The following is an 18,012-nucleotide window of genomic DNA, read 5'->3' as shown; positions in this document are numbered from 1 at the left end:
CAGGTGTGCGGGGCCGTGAGCAGGAGGCCGGGCGGCCGCTCGCGGGCACGCCTCCTCGCGGGCACGCCTCAGAACCGGCTGACGTCCCGCCACGCCTCCCCCAGCGCCCCCGCCACGTCCGTGGCCAGGATCGGCGCGCCGTCCGGGGTGGCCGCCAGCCGGGCGGCCAGGCCGTGCAGGTACGCGCCCGCGGAGGCGGCGTCGCGCGCGGACAGGCCGGTGGCCAGGAGGGAGCCGGTGAGGCCGGACAGCACGTCGCCGCTGCCGGCGGTGGCCAGCCAGCCGGTGCCGGTGGGATTGGCGCGTACGGGGCCGCCCGCCGGGTCGGCGACGAGGGTGGTGGAGCCCTTCAGGAGGGCCGTGGCGCCGTACCGCTCGGCCAGTTCCCGTACGGAGCGCAGGCGGGACGCCTCCACATCCGTCCGGTCGGCACCGAGCAGCGCGGCGGCCTCCCCGGCGTGCGGTGTCAGCAGGGTCGGCGCGGCGCGGTCCCGTACCCGCGCGGCGTCCAGGAAGCGCAGCCCGTCGGCGTCCACCAGCACCGGTACGTCGGAGTCGAGCACGTCCGCCACCGCGTCGCCGTCGTCGCCGATGCCGGGGCCGATGACCCAGGACTGGACGCGGCCCGCCTTCGACGGCGGCCCGGCGTGCACCAGGGTCTCCGGGAACCGGGCCAGCACCTCGCCGGCCGCCGGGCCCACGTACCGTACGGCTCCGGCACCGCCCCGCAGCGCCCCGGACACGGCCAGCACCGCGGCGCCCGGATAGCGCGAGGACCCCGCGACCACGCCCACCACACCGCGCCGGTACTTGTCGCTCTCCGCCGAGGGGCGGGGCAGCAGCGCCGCCACGTCCGCGTACTGGAGCGCTTCCACCGCGGCGTCCGCAGGCAGGTCGAGGCCGATGTCCACCAGCCGCAGCGCGCCCGCGTACTCGCGCGCCGGGTCGATCAGCAGGCCCGGCTTGTACGCGCCGAAGGTCACCGTCACATCGGCCCGTACGGCTTCGCCCGGCACCTCCCCGGAGTCCGCGTCCACGCCGCTCGGCAGGTCGACGGACACGACCATGGCCTGCCGGGCCGCCTCCGCCAGCCGCGCCGCCTCCGGCCGCAGGCCGCCCTTGCCGCCGATGCCGACGATGCCGTCCACGACGAGGTCGGCGCGGGCGATGTCCGCGAGGGCGTCGTCGGACACCCGGCCGCCGGCCGCCCGCAGGGCCGCCAGACCGCCCGCGTGCGCACGTTCCGGGGACAGCAGGACGGCGCGTACGCCCGCGCCGCGCCGGGCCAGCCGGGCGCCCGCGTACAGCGCGTCGCCGCCGTTGTCGCCGCTGCCCACGAGCAGCACGACCCGCGACCCGTACACCCGCCGCAGCATCTCCGCACAGGCCACCGCCAGCCCGGCGGCGGCCCGTTGCATCAGGGCCCCTTCGGGCAGCCGCGCCATCAGGTCCCGCTCGGCCGCCCGTACGACATCCACGCTGAACGCAGTCCTCATGACCCCAGTCTCACCCCGCGCGGCGCCGGCATTCCTGTCGGCTCGCCCGGCCGCGGCCGCTCACCCCTCCGCGATCACCACCGCCGAGGCCACGCCCGCGTCGTGACTGAGCGACACGTGCCAGGACCGTACGCCCAGTTCCGCGGCCCGCTCGGCCACCGTCCCGCGGATCTGGAGTATCGGCTGCCCGGACTCCAGCACCGCGACCTCCGCGTCCGTCCAGCGCAGCCCGCCGGGCGCCCCCAGCGCCTTGGCCACCGCCTCCTTGGCGGCGAACCGGGCGGCGAGCGAGGCGATGCCCCGGCGCTCCCCGCTGGGCAGTATCAACTCCCGCTCGACGAACAGCCGGTGCGCCATCTCCGGGGTGCGCTCCAGGGCCGCCCCGAAACGGTCGATCTCGGCCACGTCGATACCGACCCCGATGATCATTCGACGGTCACCGACTTGGCGAGGTTGCGCGGCTGGTCCACCTCGTTGCCGCGCGCCGTGGCCAGCTCGCAGGCGAACACCTGGAGCGGCACCGAGGAGACCAGCGGCTGGAGCAGGGTGGGCGTGCGCGGGATGCGCACGATGTGGTCCGCGTACGGGACGACCGCCTCGTCGCCCTCCTCCGCGATCACGATGGTGCGCGCGCCCCGGGCCCGGATCTCCTGGATATTGGAGACGATCTTGCCGTGCAGGACGGACCGGCCGCGCGGCGACGGCACGACCACCACCACCGGCACGCCCTCCTCGATCAGCGCGATCGGACCGTGCTTCAGCTCGCCCGCCGCGAAGCCCTCCGCGTGCATGTACGCGAGTTCCTTGAGCTTGAGCGCGCCCTCCAGGGCGACCGGGTAGCCCACGTGCCGCCCCAGGAACAGCACCGTGTCCTTGTCCGCGAGGCTGCGCGCCAGCTCCCGTACCGGCTCCATCGTGCCGAGGACCTGCTCGACCTGCGAACCGACACCGGCCAGCTCGCGCACCACGGCCCGGATCTCGTCGCCCCACTGGGTGCCGCGCACCTGGCCCAGGTACAGCGCGAGCAGGTAGCAGGCCACCAGCTGGGTCAGGAACGCCTTGGTGGAGGCGACCGCGACCTCGGGCCCGGCGTGGGTGTAGAGCACCGCGTCCGACTCGCGGGGGATCGTCGAGCCGTTGGTGTTGCAGACCGCGAGCACCTTCGCGCCCTGCTCGCGGGCGTGCCGCACCGCCATCAGGGTGTCCATCGTCTCGCCGGACTGCGAGATGGCGACGACCAGGGTGCGCGGGTCCAGGATCGGGTCCCGGTAGCGGAACTCGCTGGCCAGCTCCACCTCGCAGGGGATGCGGGTCCAGTGCTCGATCGCGTACTTGGCGATCATCCCGGCGTGGAAGGCGGTGCCGCAGGCCACTATCACCACCTTGGTGGCCTCGCGCAGCACCGTGTCGTCGATGCGCACCTCGTCCAGCGAGAGCACCCCGGAGGCGTCCACCCGGCCCAGCAGCGTGTCGGCGACCGCCTTCGGCTGCTCGGCGATCTCCTTGAGCATGAAGTAGTCGTAGCCGCCCTTCTCGGCGGCCGACGCGTCCCAGTCGATGTGGTACTCGCGCACCTCGCCCGGCGCCCCGTCGAAGTCGGTGACCGTCACCCCGTCCCGGCGCAGCTCCACGACCTGGTCCTGGCCCAGCTCGATCGCCTCACGGGTGTACGCGATGAACGCCGCCACGTCCGACGCGAGGAACGCCTCGTCCTCGCCGACGCCCACCACCAGCGGCGAGTTGCGGCGCGCGCCCACCACCACGTCCGGCGCGTCCGCGTGCACCGCGACCAGCGTGAACGCGCCCTCCAGCCGGCGGCACACCTGACGCATCGCCTCGGCCAGATCGCCGCAGGAGGAGAAGCTCTCCGCCAGCAGGTGCCCGACCACCTCGGTGTCCGTCTCGGAGGCCAACCGGTGACCGCGCCCGGACAGTTCGGCCCGCAGCGCCGCGAAGTTCTCGATGATGCCGTTGTGGACGACGGCGACCCGCCCGGCGTTGTCCAGGTGCGGATGGGCGTTGGCGTCCGTGGGCGCGCCGTGCGTGGCCCACCGGGTGTGCCCGATCCCGGTCGAGCCGGCCGGCAGCGGACGCTCGGCCAGTTCCTTGTCGAGATTGGCGAGTTTGCCCGCCTTCTTGGCCGCGGCCAGACCGCCGTCGGCCAGTACGGCCACCCCGGCCGAGTCGTAGCCGCGGTACTCCAGCCGCTTCAGCCCGGCGAGCACGACGTCCAGGGCGGACCGGCCGCCCGCATACCCCACGATTCCGCACATGGGGGCAGCCTACGGGGCGACGTGATCAAAGCCGCCGCTCTATACGGTCAACCCGCGGCGCCGCTGCCGTACGGCGCCGTCCACGGCACGCCCGCGACACGCACGGCCACAACCCGACCCCGGGGAGAACCGGGCGCCGCGCGCGCGGACAATGGGCGCGTGCCCCTCACCACAGAGCCGACCGAGTCGCAGCACCGCCGCCGCGCCGAGCGCACGCCGTACGTGGACCTGACGCGCGCCGAGTGGAGCGCCCTGCGGGAGAAGACACCGCTGCCGCTGACCGCCGAGGAGGTCGAGCGGCTGCGCGGCCTGGGCGACGTGATCGACCTGGACGAGGTGCGCGACGTCTACCTGCCGCTGTCCCGGCTGCTCAACCTGTACGTGGGCGCCACCAGCAACCTGCGCGGCGCCCTGAACACCTTCCTCGGCGACGCGGGCGGCGGCCACGGCGCGCAGCCCGGCACACCGTTCGTCATAGGGGTCGCGGGCAGCGTGGCGGTCGGCAAGTCCACCACCGCCCGGCTCCTCCAGGCGCTGCTGGCCCGCTGGCCGGAGCACCCGCGCGTCGAGCTGGTCACCACCGACGGCTTCCTGTTCCCCAACGCCGAGCTGCACCGTCGCGGCCTGATGTCGCGCAAGGGCTTCCCCGAGTCGTACGACCGCCGGGCGCTGACCCGCTTCGTCGCCGATGTGAAGTCCGGCAAGTCCGAGGTCAGCGCGCCGGTCTACTCGCACCTGATCTACGACATCGTGCCCGGCGAACGCCTCACCGTGCACCGCCCCGACATCCTCATCGTCGAGGGCCTGAACGTCCTCCAGCCCGCCCTGCCCGGCAAGGACGGCCGCACCCGCCTCGGCCTCGCCGACTTCTTCGACTTCTCGGTCTACGTGGACGCCCGTACGGAAGACATCGAGCAGTGGTACCTGGGCCGCTTCCGCAAACTGCGCGACACCGCCTTCCAGAACCCGTTCTCGTACTTCCGGAAGTACACCCAGGTTTCCGAGGAAGAAGCCCTCGACTACGCGCGCATGATCTGGCGCACCGTCAACAAGCCCAACCTGGAACAGAACGTCGCACCGACCCGCGGCCGCGCCACCCTCGTCCTGCGCAAGGGACCCGATCACAAGGTGCAGCGGCTCTCGCTGCGCAAGCTCTGACGACGACGGGCCCCGCCGCCTTCCGCTAGGAGTACGCCGTGCTGCACCTGCGCCTGATCGTCCCCGCCGACCGTACGCAGGCCGTGCTGCACCTGGTGGAGGACACGGTCGGCACCACCCACCTCGCCGTCCTGACCGGCGCCGCACGCGACCCCCAGGGGGACGTGATCACGTGCGACGTGGCCCGCGAGGCCGCCGACGGGCTGCTGCACGAGCTGCGGGCGCTCGGCATCGACCGGGACGGCGCCATCGCCGTCGAGAACATCGACCTGTCCCTGTCCGACCGCGCGGACCGGGCGGAGAGGGAAGCGCCCGGCGAGGGCGTGGACGCGGTGCTGTGGGAGTCGCTGACCGACGCCACCCACGAGGAGTCCACGCTCTCCGTCACCTATCTGGCGTTCCTCACGCTCGCCACGATGCTCGCGGCCTGCGGCGTGGTGCTGGACAACGCCATCCTGATCGTCGGCGCGATGGCCGTCGGCCCGGAGTTCGGCCCGCTGGCCGGCGTCTGCACGGCCCTGGTGCGCCGCGCGCCCCGGCTGGCCTGGCGCGCCCTGCTGGCACTGGTCGTGGGCTTCGCGGTGGCGATGGCGGTGACGGTGGGGTTCAGCCTGCTCATGGACGCGGCGGGGCTCTTCAAGGAGAGCCAGGTCGAGGGGGCGCGCCCCAACACGTCGTTCATCTGGCAGCCGGACCCGATGTCCTTCGTCGTGGCCCTGCTCGCCGGAGCGGCCGGGACACTGTCACTGACCTCGGCGAAGTCCGGCGCCCTGGTCGGCGTGGCGATCTCGGTCACCACCGTCCCCGCCGCCGCGAACGCCGCCGTCGCCTTCGGCTACAGCTCGTACAAGCAGGCGTGGGGCTCCACGGAACAGCTCCTGCTGAACCTTCTCGGCATCGTCGTCGCGGGCACGCTGACGCTGCTGGCCCAGAAACTCTTCTGGGCCGGCAGGAAGCGCGTACGCGGTTAGGGCGTGTCTTTCGGATCACCCTGGGCCCGCGACGCCTGGCACGGCACTCCCCCAGCTACCGCTGGGAGGTGCCCCCACGCGGCGTTGTCGCATCACCCACGGACACCCGGTCCGAGGGCAATGCTCCGCCTTGCGAGGCTCCCCCGCAGCCCTGGACGGGCGCGGGAGGTGCCCCCATCACCAGACGCCGCGGGCTGCTCCAAAAGACACGCCCTGGGGATTAACCGAGCGCCGACTTCACCACGTCGGCCAGCCGCCCGGCGACGGCCCCGGCCTGCTCGATGTCGGCGGCCTCGACCATGACGCGGACCAGCGGCTCGGTGCCGGAGGGGCGCAGCAGGACGCGGCCGGTGGCGCCCAGTTCCTTCTCGGCCTCGGCGACCGCGGAGGTCAGCTCCGGCGAGGTGCCGACGCGCGTCTTGTCCACGTCGGGGACGTTCACCAGCACCTGCGGCAGCCGCTCCATGACGCGGACCAGCTCGGCCAGCGGGCGGCCGGTCGCCGCGACGCGCGCGGCCAGCATCAGGCCGGTGAGGGTGCCGTCGCCGGTCGTGGCGTGGTCCAGCGCGATGACGTGGCCGGACTGCTCGCCGCCGAGCGCGAAGCCGCCGGCCTTCATCTCCTCCAGGACGTAGCGGTCGCCGACCGCCGTCTGGACGAAGGTCAGGCCCTCGCGCTCCATGGCGAGCTTGAAGCCCAGGTTGGACATGACGGTCGCCACGACGGTGTTCTTGCGCAGCGTGCCGGCCTCGCGCATGCCGAGCGCCAGGACGGCCAGGATCTGGTCGCCGTCGATCTCGTTGCCCGCGTGGTCCACGGCCAGGCAGCGGTCCGCGTCGCCGTCGTGCGCCACACCGAGGTCGGCGCCCTGCTCGACGACCGCGGCGCGCAGCTTGGCGATGTGGGTGGAGCCGCAGTCGTCGTTGATGTTCAGGCCGTCGGGCTCGGTGCCGATGGTGACGACCTCGGCGCCGGCCCGCGCGAACGCCTCCGGGGAGACCCGGGAGGCGGCGCCGTGCGCGCCGTCGATGACGATCTTCAGGCCGTCCAGGCGGTTGGGCAGCACGCCCACCAGATGGGCGACGTAGTTGTCGAAGCCCTGGTCGTAGTCCTTGACCCGGCCGACACCGGCGCCGGTCGGCCGGTCCCACGGCTCGCCGGCGCTGTGCGCCCGGTACGTACGCTCGATGCGGTCCTCCAGCTCGTCGGCGAGCTTGTGGCCGCCGCGGGCGAAGAACTTGATGCCGTTGTCGGGCATCGGGTTGTGGCTGGCGGAGAGCATCACGCCCAGGTCGGCGCCGAGCGACCCGGTCAGGTACGCCACGGCCGGGGTCGGCAGCACGCCCACCCGCAGCACGTCCACGCCCGCGCTGGCCAGGCCCGCCACGACCGCGGCCTCCAGGAACTCTCCCGACGCCCGCGGATCGCGCCCGACCACGGCCACCGGCCGGTGCCCCTCAAACGTGCCGGCTTCCGCGAGCACATGCGCCGCCGCGACCGAGAGACCGAGCGCCAGCTCGGCCGTCAGATCGGCGTTGGCGACACCGCGCACACCGTCCGTGCCGAAGAGTCGTCCCACTGGTGTCCTCCGAGTTGATGTACGTGGACCAGAGCATTGCGTCCAGGTATACGCCGCTGGTCCCGGATAGCCGAACGCCCCGGCAGCACGGATGGTGCCACCGGGGCGTTCGCCAAGAGCCGCGCGAGCAGCCAAGCGGCAATTAGCGCTTGCTGTACTGCGGCGCCTTGCGGGCCTTCTTCAGACCGGCCTTCTTGCGCTCGACCGCACGGTCGTCGCGCTTGAGGAAGCCGGCCTTCTTCAGCGGGCCGCGGTTGTTGTCCTCGTCCGCCTCGTTCAGCGCACGGGCCACGCCCAGGCGCAGCGCACCGGCCTGGCCGGAGATGCCGCCGCCGGAGATGCGGGCCACGACGTCGTAGCGGTTGTCGAGCTCGAGCACCTTGAAGGGCTCGTTGACTTCCTGCTGGTGCACCTTGTTCGGGAAGTAACCCTCAAGGGTGCGACCGTTGATCTTCCACTGGCCGGTGCCCGGGATGATCCGCACGCGGGCGATGGCGTTCTTGCGACGGCCGAGGCCGGCGGCCGGCTGCGGGTCGCCGAAGCGCGAGGCGAGCGACTCGGAGGTGTACTCGCCCTCCAGCGGGACCTCGGTCTCGGTGGTGTATTCCTCGACCTCGACCTCGTCCAGCGGGGTCTCGGGGGTGGTCTCAGCCACGATGCTCCTCAGATTCTTTTCGTCTTAGGGGGTGGCCGGACTTACTGCGCGACCTGGGTGATCTCGAACGGGACCGGCTGCTGGGCAGCGTGCGGGTGCTCGGCGCCCGCGTAGACCTTCAGCTTCGAGAGCATCTGACGGCCCAGGGTGTTCTTGGGAAGCATGCCCTTGATGGCCTTCTCGACGGCCTTCTCGGGGTTCTTCTCGAGCAGGTCCTCGTAACGGACCGCACGCAGACCGCCCGGGAAACCGGAGTGGCGGTAAGCCATCTTCTGGATGCGCTTGTTGCCGGACAGGTGCACCTTGTCGGCGTTGATGATGACGACGAAGTCGCCGGTGTCGACGTGCGGCGCGTACACCGGCTTGTGCTTACCCCGCAGGAGGGAGGCGGCCTGGGAGGCCAGACGGCCCAGGACGACGTCCTGGGCGTCGATGATGTGCCACTGGCGCTGGACATCGCCGGGCTTGGGGCTGAACGTACGCACGGTTAGCCTTCGCTTCTTCAGTGAATAGGGTCCTGTACTGGTCACCACGATCGATCGCCAGCACTGGCGGCCCCACGGGTGACGCAACCCGGGTTCCTGCCGCTGGTCATCGGCCCGGTGGACCGGCGTAAGGGCCCCTCACGTGAGATAGAGCAAGCCAATACGCATAACGAACTGGCAGAATACCGGGCCGCCCCCGGCCGGGTCAAAACACGTCCCGAACCGGCGTGCGATCGGTGCTCTCGGGCCCCATAGGCATGGTAGCCACCGCCCGCAGCACGCGCGGCCGGACGCATGTCCATGCCATCACGGCCGCGACGGTCCACAGCATCACCGCGTCCCGGAAGGCCCGCCGGTGCAGCGCTTCCAGATGCGGCCAGACCAGCCCGCTGACCTGCGGTACGAGGGCGATCCAGAACCAGACCGTACGGGCCGCCGAGCCCGGCAGGGCCACGGACGCCACCAGCGGCGGCAGCACCACCAGCAGATAGTGGTCGAAGGACGGCCGGGACACCAGGAAGGCCGCGAGCATCAGCATCGCGGCGGTCTCGACCAGCCGCGACGGGCCCTGGTCACCGCGCCGCCACCGCGCCCAGGCGCACCCGGTCCCGGCCACCGCCGCCACCGCGGCGACCCCGTACGCCGCGGTCTCCGGCACGCCCAGCCGGGTCAGGATCATGCCGAGCGAGGCGTCGAAGGGCCGCGCGAAGCCGTCCTGGCCGTGCAGCAGGAACGGCAGCGTACGAGTGAAGAACATGCCCGGGTGCGGCATCACCAGCGCCGCCAGCACGGACGCCACGACGGGCACCGCCACCGCCACCGCGAGGGCCCGCCACCGCCGCGCCAGGACCAGCAGCAGGAGCAGCGGTGCCAGCAGCGGCTTGAGGGCCAGCGCGAGCCCGAGGACCGCGCCCGCGGCCACCCACCGGGACCGCAGCGCCAGCAGCAGCATCAGCGGCAGCGCGACCACCGAGGCCAGCGTCCAGTTGCCGATGTTCACCACGTTGCGGAACGGCTCGAAGAACGCCAGGGCCGCCACCCCGAGCGCCGCCAGCCTGCTCCGTACGGGGACCCGGAAGATCCGCAGCGCGAGCAGCCAGCCCAGCACCACCGCCCCCACACCCGCCACCGGCACCAGCAGCCGCAGCTTCCCGGCGGACAGCAGCGCCTCGGGCACCGCGGCGAGCACCGCGCTCGGCAGGTAAAGGAACCGCTTGTCGGCGTACGGGGCGCCGCCGTCCAGCAGCGCCCGCGCCGCCTTGACCACGAAGTCGTTGTCCATGCCGACGGTGGGGCTGTGCCGGTGGATGTTGAAGATCACCGCCCCCATCAGCACGGCGGCCACCGCCCACAGCGCCCAGGGGGCGCGCCCGAGCAGCCACCCGACGGCCGGGGAGTCCGGGCGCTCCCCCGCCTCCCTCGCGCCCGCTGTGCCCGTTTCCTCCACGCTCATGCGTCCATCTAAGAGCCGCTGGTACGGGCCCACCACCGGACGGACTCCAGCGGAGCGTCAGCGCTTGCGCTGCACCCTCCGCTCGTCCCACACCGGCTCCGACGTCTCCCGCACCCGCCCGTCCGAGCCGAAGACCAGGTACCGGTCGAAGGACCGCGCGAACCAGCGGTCGTGCGTCACCGCCAGCACCGTGCCCTCGTACGCCTCCAGCCCCTCCTGGAGGGCCTCGGCGCTCTCCAGGTCGAGGTTGTCGGTCGGCTCGTCCAGCAGCAGGGCGGTCGTTCCCGCCAGCTCCAGCAGCAGGATCTGGAAGCGCGCCTGCTGGCCGCCCGACAGGCGGTCGAAGCGCTGCTCGGCCTGCCGCTCCAGCTCGTACCGGCGCAGCGCGCTCATCGCCTTGCCCCGGTCCTTGGCGTGTTCCTTCCAGAGAATGTCCAGAAGGGTGCGGCCCTCCAGCTCCGGATGAGCGTGCGTCTGCGCGAAGTGACCGGGCACGACGCGCGCGCCCAGCTTCCACATCCCCGTGTGCGCGACGTCGTCCCCGGCGAGCAGCCGCAGGAAGTGCGACTTCCCGGAGCCGTTCGAGCCCAGCACCGCGACCCGCTCCCCGTAGAAGACCTCCAGGTCGAACGGCTTCATCAGCCCGGTCAGCTCAAGGTTCTCGCAGGTCACGGCCCGTACGCCGGTACGGCCGCCGCGCAGCCGCATGGTGATGTCCTGCTCGCGCGGCGGCTCCGGCGGCGGCCCGGCCTCCTCGAACTTGCGCAGCCGGGTCTGGGCGGCGTGGTAGCGGGAAGCCAGCTCATGGCTGTTCTCCGCCGCCTGCCGCAGGCCGCGCACCAGCTTCTTCAGCTGCTCGTGCTTCTCGTCCCACCGCCGCCGCAGCTCCTCGAAGCGCGCGAAACGCTCCTTGCGCGCCTCGTGGTACGTACCGAAGCCACCGCCGTGCACCCATACGTCCGAGCCGGCAGGCCCCGGCTCAACACTGACGATCTTCTCCGCGGCGCGCGCCAGCAGCTCCCTGTCATGGCTGACGAAGAGCACGGTCTTCTTCGTCTCGCGCAGCCGTTCCTCCAGCCAGCGCTTGCCCGGAACGTCCAGGTAGTTGTCCGGCTCGTCCAGCAGCAGCACCTCGTCGGTGCCGCGCAGCAGCGACTCCAGCACCAGACGCTTCTGCTCGCCGCCGCTGAGCGTGCGCACCTGCCGCCACTGCGCCTTCTCGTACGGGAGGCCCAGCGCGGCCATGGTGCACATGTCCCAGAGCGTCTCGGCCTCGTACCCGCGCGCCTCGGCCCAGTCGCTGAGCGCCTGCGCGTACCGCATCTGCGCGGCCTCGTCGTCAACCGTCATCACCGCGTGCTCGGCGGCATCCACGGCCGCCGCCGCTTCCCTGATCCGCGGCGACGCCACCGACACCAGCAGGTCCCGCACGGTCCGCTCATCCCTGACGGACCCCACGAACTGCGGCATCACGCCCAGCCCGCCACTCACGGTCACCGCGCCCCCGTGCGGCTGGAGCTCCCCCGAGATCAGCCGCAGCAGCGTCGTCTTGCCCGCCCCGTTGGCGCCGACCAGCGCCACCGAGGCCCCCTCACCGACCCGGAACGAGACGTCCCCCAGCAGGACCCGCCCGTCCGGCAGGTAGTACTCCAGATGCCCGGCCTCCACGTGTCCCATGAGCCGGATTGTCGCTGCCCGGCGGACGTTCCACCAACCGGTTTAGGATGCGCGGCATGAGCTTTGGGCATGGTGGGCCGTTCGGCCCCGGGGGACCGGACTCCTCGACTCCTGACTGGGAGGCGCTCGCCGACGAGAGCGAGTCACGCGACAAGCGCCGCCGCTGGCTGTTCATCGGCGGCGGCGCACTGGCGACCGTCGCCGTGGCGGGCATCGTCGCCACCGCCGTGATCACCAGCAACAAGGACAACGGCAACAACCTGCCGCACGCCCAGCAGCTGCCGGACGAGCCCGACGCCCCCAAGCCGTCCTTCTCCGAGGTCTCCGTCCCGCCGCCGCCGAACCCGCGGGACTACATCACCGACCCCAAGAAGGACACCGCGGCCCTCACCCCCGACACGCTCTTCCCCGAGAAGAGCATGGTGATCGACAAGCGGTCCTACCCCCGGATGACCACCGCCGCCACCGACGACTGCACGGCCGGCACGCACGGCGCGCTCGGCTCGGTGCTCAAGCACAACGGCTGCAAGAAGCTGCTGCGCGCCACGTACTCCAAGGACGGTGTCGCGGTCACCGTCGGTGTCGCGGTCTTCGACTCCAAGGACGCCGCCTTCAAGGTCAAGGACGCCAACAAGCCCAGCCTCGCACCGCTGGCCGGCGGCGGCGTCGGCGCCTTCTGCGAGGGCACGGCCTGCACGATGTACACCAACGCCACCGGCCGCTACGCCTACTTCACCATCGCCGGCAACCTCGACGGCTCGGCCGTCACCAAGGCGTCCACGAAGGCCCTGCAGATAGGCCGGGACGGCGGCCGGTACGCGTACAACCGCATCTGGCAGCGCGGCACGGACCAGGCGGCCAAGGCCGCCCGCGCCCAGTCCTGACGAGGCCCGCGCCGGGGCGGCTCAGCAGCAGCCGCCCCCGGGCAGGCTCCGCTTGTTGCGGGCCTCCTTGTTACGGGCCATGAGCAGGTCGTCCGCCGGATAGCCGACCTCTTCCAGGGTCAGCCCGTGCGGCCGTACGACGTGCACCGCCGAGTCCCGTACCCCGGCCGCCAGCACCTTCCCCGGCCACTCCACCGGCCGGTGCCCGTCCCCCACGAACAGCAGCGCGCCCACCAGCGAGCGCACCATATTGTGGCAGAAGGCGTCCGCCTTCACGGTCGCCGTGATGATCCCGTCCGCGTCCCGCACCCAGCTCAGCTCCTGGAGCGTACGGATCGTCGTCGCCCCCTCGCGCCGCTTGCAGTACGCCGCGAAGTCGTGCTCCCCCAGCAGCGCCTGCGACGCCGCGTTCATCGCCTCGACGTCCAGGTCCCAGTCGTGCCACAGCACGTGGCCGCGCAGCAGCGGATCGACACCGCCCGGGTGGTCCGTCACCCGATAGGCGTACCGCCGCCAGATCGCCGAGAACCGCGCGTTGAACCCGTACGGCGCGTCGGCGGCGCGCCACACCCGTACGTCCTTCGGCAGCCGCCCGGCCAGCCGCCGCAGCAGCTTGTCCGCGTGCTCGGCCCACAGCTCCGCCGGCAGGTCCACATGCGCCACCTGCCCCCGCGCGTGCACCCCGGCGTCCGTCCGCCCCGCCACCGTCAGCTCGTACGTCTGCGCCGACCGCGTCACCGTCCGCAGCGCGGTCTCCAGCTCCTCCTGGACCGTGCGCCGCGCCCGCTGCTTCGCCCAGCCGGAGAAGTCCTTCCCGTCGTACGAAAGGTCCAGCCGCACCCGTACGAACCCGGGCTCCACTTCATCGCTCACGCATGCATCCTCTCAAGCGGAACGGGCCCGCTCCCCTGAGGGGAGCGGGCCCGTCCGGTGGCCTGTGTCAGGCTCAGGCGTCCTTGGACTCCTCGGCCGGGGCCTCGGCGGCCTCGCCCTTGGTGTCCTCGGCCTTGGCGGCCTCGTCGGACTCCTTCACCGCGCGCTTGGTCGCGGCCTCGGCCTCGGCAACGGTGGCCTTCTTGGCGATCTCGCCCTCGACCAGCTCGATGACCGCCATCGGGGCGTTGTCGCCACGACGGTTGCCGATCTTGGTGATACGGGTGTAACCACCCGGACGCTCCGCGAAGCGCGGCGCGATCTCCGTGAAGAGCGTGTGCACGACGCTCTTGTCCGAGATCAGCTGCATGACCTGACGGCGGTTGTGAAGGTCACCCTTCTTCGCCTTGGTCACCAGACGCTCGGCGTACGGACGCAGACGACGGGCCTTGGCCTCGGTCGTCGTGATGCGGCCGTGCTCGAACAGGCTGGTGGCCAGGTTGCGCAGCATAAGACGCTCGTGCGCAGCGCTGCCGCCCAGACGGGCACCCTTGGCGGGCTTCGGCATGGTATTTCTCCTTCATTGCTGCACCGGCCGTATCAGGTACCGGTGTCAGTTCCCGGGGGGCGGGTGCCCCGCGGAAGATTGCACGCGGGCCGGGGGCCCGCTGGGCTGTCGTGGCTGAGCGCAGCTCATCCCTATCCAGCCCGTCCGGCGTTTGAGGACGAGGCCTCAAGGCCGATACAAGCCGCACTCGACACGGCGGGCCAGCCGAGACCGGCCAACCCGCCGTACGGCGGCTCAGTACTGCTCGGTCTCCACGAAGCCCGCATCCGCGTCATCGTCGGCGCCAAAGGCGTCCGCCGCGGCGGTCGGGTCGAACCCGGGAGGCGAGTCCTTCAGCGCCAGGCCCATACCGGCCAGCTTCGCCTTGACCTCGTCGATCGACTTCGCACCGAAGTTGCGGATGTCGAGCAGGTCCGCCTCGGAGCGGGCGACGAGCTCGCCCACCGAGTGGATGCCCTCGCGCTTGAGGCAGTTGTACGACCGAACGGTGAGCTCCAGCTCCTCGATCGGCAGCGCCAGGTCGGCGGCCAGGGCGGCGTCCGTGGGGGACGGGCCCATGTCGATGCCCTCGGCGTCGATGTTGAGCTCGCGCGCGAGGCCGAACAGCTCCACCAGGGTCTTGCCGGCGGACGCCATCGCGTCACGGGGACGCATGGCCTGCTTGGTCTCGACGTCGACGATCAGCTTGTCGAAGTCGGTGCGCTGCTCGACTCGGGTCGCCTCGACCTTGTAGGTGACCTTGAGGACCGGCGAGTAGATGGAGTCGACCGGGATGCGGCCGATCTCCTGGCCGACCTGCTTGTTCTGCACGGCGGAGACGTAGCCGCGACCGCGCTCGACGGTCAGCTCCATCTCCAGCTTGCCCTTGCCGTTGAGGGTGGCGAGGACCAGGTCGGGGTTGTGCACCTCGACACCGGCCGGCGGGGCGATGTCCGCGGCGGTGACCAGGCCGGGGCCCTGCTTGCGCAGGTACATCACGACCGGCTCGTCGTGCTCGGAGGAGACGACCAGCTGCTTGATGTTCAGGATGAGGTCGGTGACGTCCTCCTTGACGCCCGGCACGGTGGTGAACTCGTGCAGGACACCGTCGATGCGGATGGACGTGACCGCCGCACCCGGGATCGAGGAGAGGAGCGTACGACGCAGGGAGTTGCCGAGGGTGTAGCCGAAGCCCGGCTCCAGCGGCTCGATCACGAACCGGGAGCGGTATTCGTCGACGACCTCTTCGGTCAGCGAGGGACGCTGAGCGATCAGCATGAGGTGTTTCGCCTTCCAGTCTTGGCACCCGCTATTTGATGCCAGCTGCGCCGGACGGTGGCCCGGCGGTTTCTACAAGGGTACGGGCGGCACGGCACGACTCCCAGGAGTCGCGGCGTACCGCCCGAAAAGTGCCCGGTGACGGCCCGCGCCGGAGCGCGGACCGACAGGCGGCGGCCCGTACGGACCGCCATGCGTCAGACGCGGCGACGCTTGGGGGGACGGCAGCCGTTGTGCGGCGTGGGGGTGACGTCCTGGATCGAGCCGACCTCAAGGCCGGTGGCCTGGAGGGAGCGGATCGCGGTCTCACGGCCGGAGCCGGGACCCTTGACGAAGACGTCGACCTTGCGCATGCCGTGCTCCTGCGCGCGGCGGGCGGCCGACTCGGCAGCCATCTGCGCGGCGAACGGCGTGGACTTGCGCGAGCCCTTGAAGCCCACGTGGCCCGCCGAGGCCCAGGAGATCACGTTGCCCGTGGGGTCGGTGATCGAAACGATGGTGTTGTTGAACGTGCTCTTGATGTGAGCGTGCCCGTGGGCGACGTTCTTCTTCTCCTTGCGGCGCACCTTCTTGGCGCCGGCCGTACGGCCCTTCGGAGGCATGTATTACTCCCGGTGGAGGTGGTCGGTCCTACAGCGAAGACCGCTGATGAGCGTCCGCTGAGGACTACTTCTTGCCCGGCTTCTTCTTGCCGGCGATCGCGCGACGCGGACCCTTGCGGGTACGGGCGTTCGTGCTGGTGCGCTGACCGTGCACCGGCAGGCCGCGGCGGTGACGCAGACCCTGGTAGCAGCCGATCTCGACCTTGCGGCGGATGTCGGCCTGGATCTCGCGACGGAGGTCACCCTCGGTCTTGAGGTTGTTGTCCACGTACTCGCGGATCTTGACCAGGTCCTCCTCGGCCAGGTCGCGAACGCGGGTGTCCGGGTTCACGCCGGTGGCGGCGAGGGTCTGCTGCGACAGGGTGCGCCCGATGCCGAAGACGTAGGTGAGGGCGACCTCGACGCGCTTGTCGCGCGGGAGATCAACGCCTGCGAGGCGTGCCATTTATTGGCTCCTGAGGTATTCGGAGGTCTTCCGCAGCACCGTTCCCGTAAGACTCTTCGTCAGTACGAGCCGGGTCCCCGGCCTCCGAGCCGGGGGTGTCGTCCCCGCGCGATGGACGCGAGGGGTCGGGTGTCTGCGTATGTACGTATTGCTGTGCGTTTGCGTCGCGCGAAGAAACTGCGAAATGCAGAGAGGTCGGCGTGCGTCAGCCCTGGCGCTGCTTGTGGCGCAGGTTGTCGCAGATCACCATGACCCGGCCGTGGCGGCGGATCACCTTGCACTTGTCGCAGATCTTCTTGACGCTCGGCTTGACCTTCATGGGATGTGAGGTTCTCCGGGTCAGTGCCGCCACCCCACGGGAGGGGGCGTCGACAAGATCTACTTGTAGCGGTAGACGATCCGGCCACGCGTCAGGTCGTACGGAGAAAGCTCCACGACGACCCGGTCATCCGGGAGGATGCGGATGTAGTGCATCCGCATCTTGCCGCTGATGTGCGCGAGGACCTTGTGACCGTTCTGAAGCTCCACCTTGAACATCGCGTTCGGGAGGGACTCGATCACGGTGCCCTCGATTTCGATGGCACCTTGCTTCTTGGCCACGCTTCGCCCTTCGAATCGGCTACCTTGATCGACTTCGTACGGATGCATGCCCGGCAAACAGGCACACGGATGCACGACAGCCGACGCGTCAGTCTACGTCAGCGTTCCCGAAAAGACGAATCCACGATTATTGCCCACGCTCTGTGATCGTTACGCCTCGGGGTCGGCCACGTGCCACCCGCCGTACGGGCGGAAATCAGCCCAGCGGGTCCGGAGCGGCCTCGATGCCCAGCTCGGCCAGCTTCGCCTTGCCGCCGTCCGGCGCGGTCAGCACCAGCGGGCCCTGCTCGGTCAGCGCGACGGAGTGCTCCCAGTGCGAGGACCAGCTGCCGTCGTTCGACTTGACCGTCCAGTCGTCCTCCAGGACGTGGGTCTTGGGCGTGCCCAGGTTGACCATGGGCTCGATGGCGATGCAGAAGCCCGGGACCAGCTTCGGGCCGCGGCCGCGCTTGCGGTCGACGTAGTTCAGCAGGTGCGGGTCCATGTGCATCTCGGAGCCGATGCCGTGGCCGCCGTAGTCCTCGACGATGCCGTACTTGCCGTTCGACGGCCGCGGCTGCCGGCGGATGTAGCCCTCGATGGCCTTGGAGATGTCGACCAGGCGGTTGCCCTTGCGGACGGCCGCGATGCCGGCCCACATGGACTCCTCGGTGACCCGGCTCAGCTCGACCAGTTCCGGAGAGTGACCGGAGCCCACGAAGGCGGTATAGGCCGCGTCGCCGTGCCAGCCGTCGATGATCGCGCCGCAGTCGATGGAGATGATGTCGCCGTCCGCGAGGACGGTCTCGGTGTCGGGGATGCCGTGGACGACGACGTCGTTGACCGACGTGCAGATCGTCGCGGGGAAGCCGCCATACCCGAGGAAGTTCGACTTGGCGCCGTGCTCGGCCAGCACCTTGCGCGCGGCGTCGTCCAGGTCCTTGGTGGTGGCGCCGGGCACCGCCACCTCACGGGTGGCCGCGTGGATGGCGGCGACCACCAGCCCCGCCTCGCGCATCTTCGCGATCTGCTCGGGGGTCTTGATCTCCACCATGGT

At 71.1% G+C, this 18,012-nt stretch carries 19 protein-coding genes; 3 read left to right on the top strand and 16 right to left on the bottom strand.

Going from position 1 to position 18,012, the window contains the following annotated elements; genetic code table 11:
• Positions 1–68: 68 nt before the first annotated feature.
• The 3 genes from CP984_RS22400 to glmS are packed head-to-tail and all read right to left on the bottom strand — an operon-like array spanning position 69 to position 3,769.
• Positions 69–1,496, bottom strand: a complete 1,428-nt coding sequence (locus CP984_RS22400) for a bifunctional ADP-dependent NAD(P)H-hydrate dehydratase/NAD(P)H-hydrate epimerase (protein ID WP_004571858.1) — start codon at positions 1,494–1,496, stop codon at positions 69–71.
• Between the two features lie 60 nt (positions 1,497–1,556).
• Entirely contained in the window at positions 1,557–1,925 is a 369-nt protein-coding gene (locus tag CP984_RS22395) for a holo-ACP synthase (protein WP_004571857.1), read from the bottom strand.
• Entirely contained in the window at positions 1,922–3,769 is a 1,848-nt protein-coding gene (gene glmS, locus CP984_RS22390) for a glutamine--fructose-6-phosphate transaminase (isomerizing) (protein WP_004571856.1), read from the bottom strand. Before glmS ends, CP984_RS22395 begins: the two co-directional genes overlap by 4 nt.
• Positions 3,770–3,928: 159 nt before the next feature.
• Here glmS and coaA point away from each other — a divergent pair, with 159 nt between their 5' ends.
• On the top strand, positions 3,929–4,927 hold the full coding sequence (gene coaA / locus CP984_RS22385) for a type I pantothenate kinase (protein ID WP_004571855.1): 999 nt from the start codon (positions 3,929–3,931) through the stop codon (positions 4,925–4,927).
• A gap of 38 nt (positions 4,928–4,965) precedes the next feature.
• Positions 4,966–5,898, top strand: a complete 933-nt coding sequence (locus tag CP984_RS22380; RefSeq protein ID WP_004571854.1) for a DUF389 domain-containing protein — start codon at positions 4,966–4,968, stop codon at positions 5,896–5,898.
• A 220-nt stretch (positions 5,899–6,118) separates the two neighbouring features.
• Here the strand turns inward: CP984_RS22380 and glmM are convergent, their stop codons facing one another.
• The 5 genes from glmM to CP984_RS22355 all read right to left on the bottom strand — a co-directional run bounded on the left by glmM (position 6,119) and on the right by CP984_RS22355 (position 11,747).
• Positions 6,119–7,477, bottom strand: coding sequence for a phosphoglucosamine mutase (gene glmM, locus CP984_RS22375; protein ID WP_004571853.1), 1,359 nt, complete (start codon positions 7,475–7,477; stop codon positions 6,119–6,121).
• 142 nt (positions 7,478–7,619) lie between these two features.
• Entirely contained in the window at positions 7,620–8,132 is a 513-nt protein-coding gene (rpsI, locus tag CP984_RS22370) for a 30S ribosomal protein S9 (protein ID WP_004571852.1), read from the bottom strand.
• Positions 8,133–8,173: 41 nt separating this feature from the next.
• Positions 8,174–8,617: a 50S ribosomal protein L13 gene (gene rplM, locus CP984_RS22365; RefSeq protein WP_004571851.1), complete on the bottom strand. Its 444-nt coding sequence runs from the start codon at positions 8,615–8,617 to the stop codon at positions 8,174–8,176.
• A 205-nt stretch (positions 8,618–8,822) separates the two neighbouring features.
• Positions 8,823–10,070, bottom strand: a complete 1,248-nt coding sequence (locus CP984_RS22360; protein ID WP_004571850.1) for a glycosyltransferase 87 family protein — start codon at positions 10,068–10,070, stop codon at positions 8,823–8,825.
• Between the two features lie 57 nt (positions 10,071–10,127).
• The gene (locus tag CP984_RS22355) at positions 10,128–11,747 is read right to left on the bottom strand and encodes an ABC-F family ATP-binding cassette domain-containing protein (RefSeq protein WP_004571849.1); all 1,620 of its coding nucleotides are present in this window, start codon (positions 11,745–11,747) and stop codon (positions 10,128–10,130) included.
• A 56-nt stretch (positions 11,748–11,803) separates the two neighbouring features.
• Here CP984_RS22355 and CP984_RS22345 point away from each other — a divergent pair, with 56 nt between their 5' ends.
• Positions 11,804–12,631: a hypothetical protein gene (locus CP984_RS22345; protein ID WP_004571848.1), complete on the top strand. Its 828-nt coding sequence runs from the start codon at positions 11,804–11,806 to the stop codon at positions 12,629–12,631.
• A 21-nt stretch (positions 12,632–12,652) separates the two neighbouring features.
• Here the strand turns inward: CP984_RS22345 and truA are convergent, their stop codons facing one another.
• The 8 genes from truA to map all read right to left on the bottom strand — a co-directional run bounded on the left by truA (position 12,653) and on the right by map (position 18,009).
• Positions 12,653–13,504, bottom strand: a complete 852-nt coding sequence (truA, locus tag CP984_RS22340; RefSeq protein WP_030182559.1) for a tRNA pseudouridine(38-40) synthase TruA — start codon at positions 13,502–13,504, stop codon at positions 12,653–12,655.
• Between the two features lie 73 nt (positions 13,505–13,577).
• Positions 13,578–14,072 carry a 50S ribosomal protein L17 gene (rplQ, locus tag CP984_RS22335; protein ID WP_004571846.1) on the bottom strand — a complete coding sequence of 165 codons (495 nt, stop codon included), beginning with the start codon at positions 14,070–14,072 and terminating at the stop codon, positions 13,578–13,580.
• Between the two features lie 234 nt (positions 14,073–14,306).
• A complete protein-coding gene (locus CP984_RS22330) occupies positions 14,307–15,329 on the bottom strand; it encodes a DNA-directed RNA polymerase subunit alpha (RefSeq protein WP_003956430.1) in 1,023 nt (340 codons plus the stop codon).
• Between the two features lie 197 nt (positions 15,330–15,526).
• On the bottom strand, positions 15,527–15,931 hold the full coding sequence (rpsK, locus tag CP984_RS22325; RefSeq protein WP_004571845.1) for a 30S ribosomal protein S11: 405 nt from the start codon (positions 15,929–15,931) through the stop codon (positions 15,527–15,529).
• A 64-nt stretch (positions 15,932–15,995) separates the two neighbouring features.
• Positions 15,996–16,376, bottom strand: a complete 381-nt coding sequence (rpsM, locus tag CP984_RS22320) for a 30S ribosomal protein S13 (protein ID WP_004571844.1) — start codon at positions 16,374–16,376, stop codon at positions 15,996–15,998.
• Between the two features lie 205 nt (positions 16,377–16,581).
• Entirely contained in the window at positions 16,582–16,695 is a 114-nt protein-coding gene (rpmJ, locus tag CP984_RS22315; protein WP_003956441.1) for a 50S ribosomal protein L36, read from the bottom strand.
• Positions 16,696–16,754: 59 nt separating this feature from the next.
• Entirely contained in the window at positions 16,755–16,976 is a 222-nt protein-coding gene (gene infA / locus CP984_RS22310) for a translation initiation factor IF-1 (protein ID WP_003956442.1), read from the bottom strand.
• A gap of 196 nt (positions 16,977–17,172) precedes the next feature.
• A complete protein-coding gene (gene map / locus CP984_RS22305) occupies positions 17,173–18,009 on the bottom strand; it encodes a type I methionyl aminopeptidase (RefSeq protein ID WP_004571843.1) in 837 nt (278 codons plus the stop codon).
• Between the last annotated feature and the right edge of the window lie 3 nt (positions 18,010–18,012).

The organism is Streptomyces rimosus, from assembly GCF_008704655.1.
Classification (GTDB): domain Bacteria; phylum Actinomycetota; class Actinomycetes; order Streptomycetales; family Streptomycetaceae; genus Streptomyces; species Streptomyces rimosus.
This window is presented reverse-complemented; position numbering and strand designations above follow the sequence as displayed.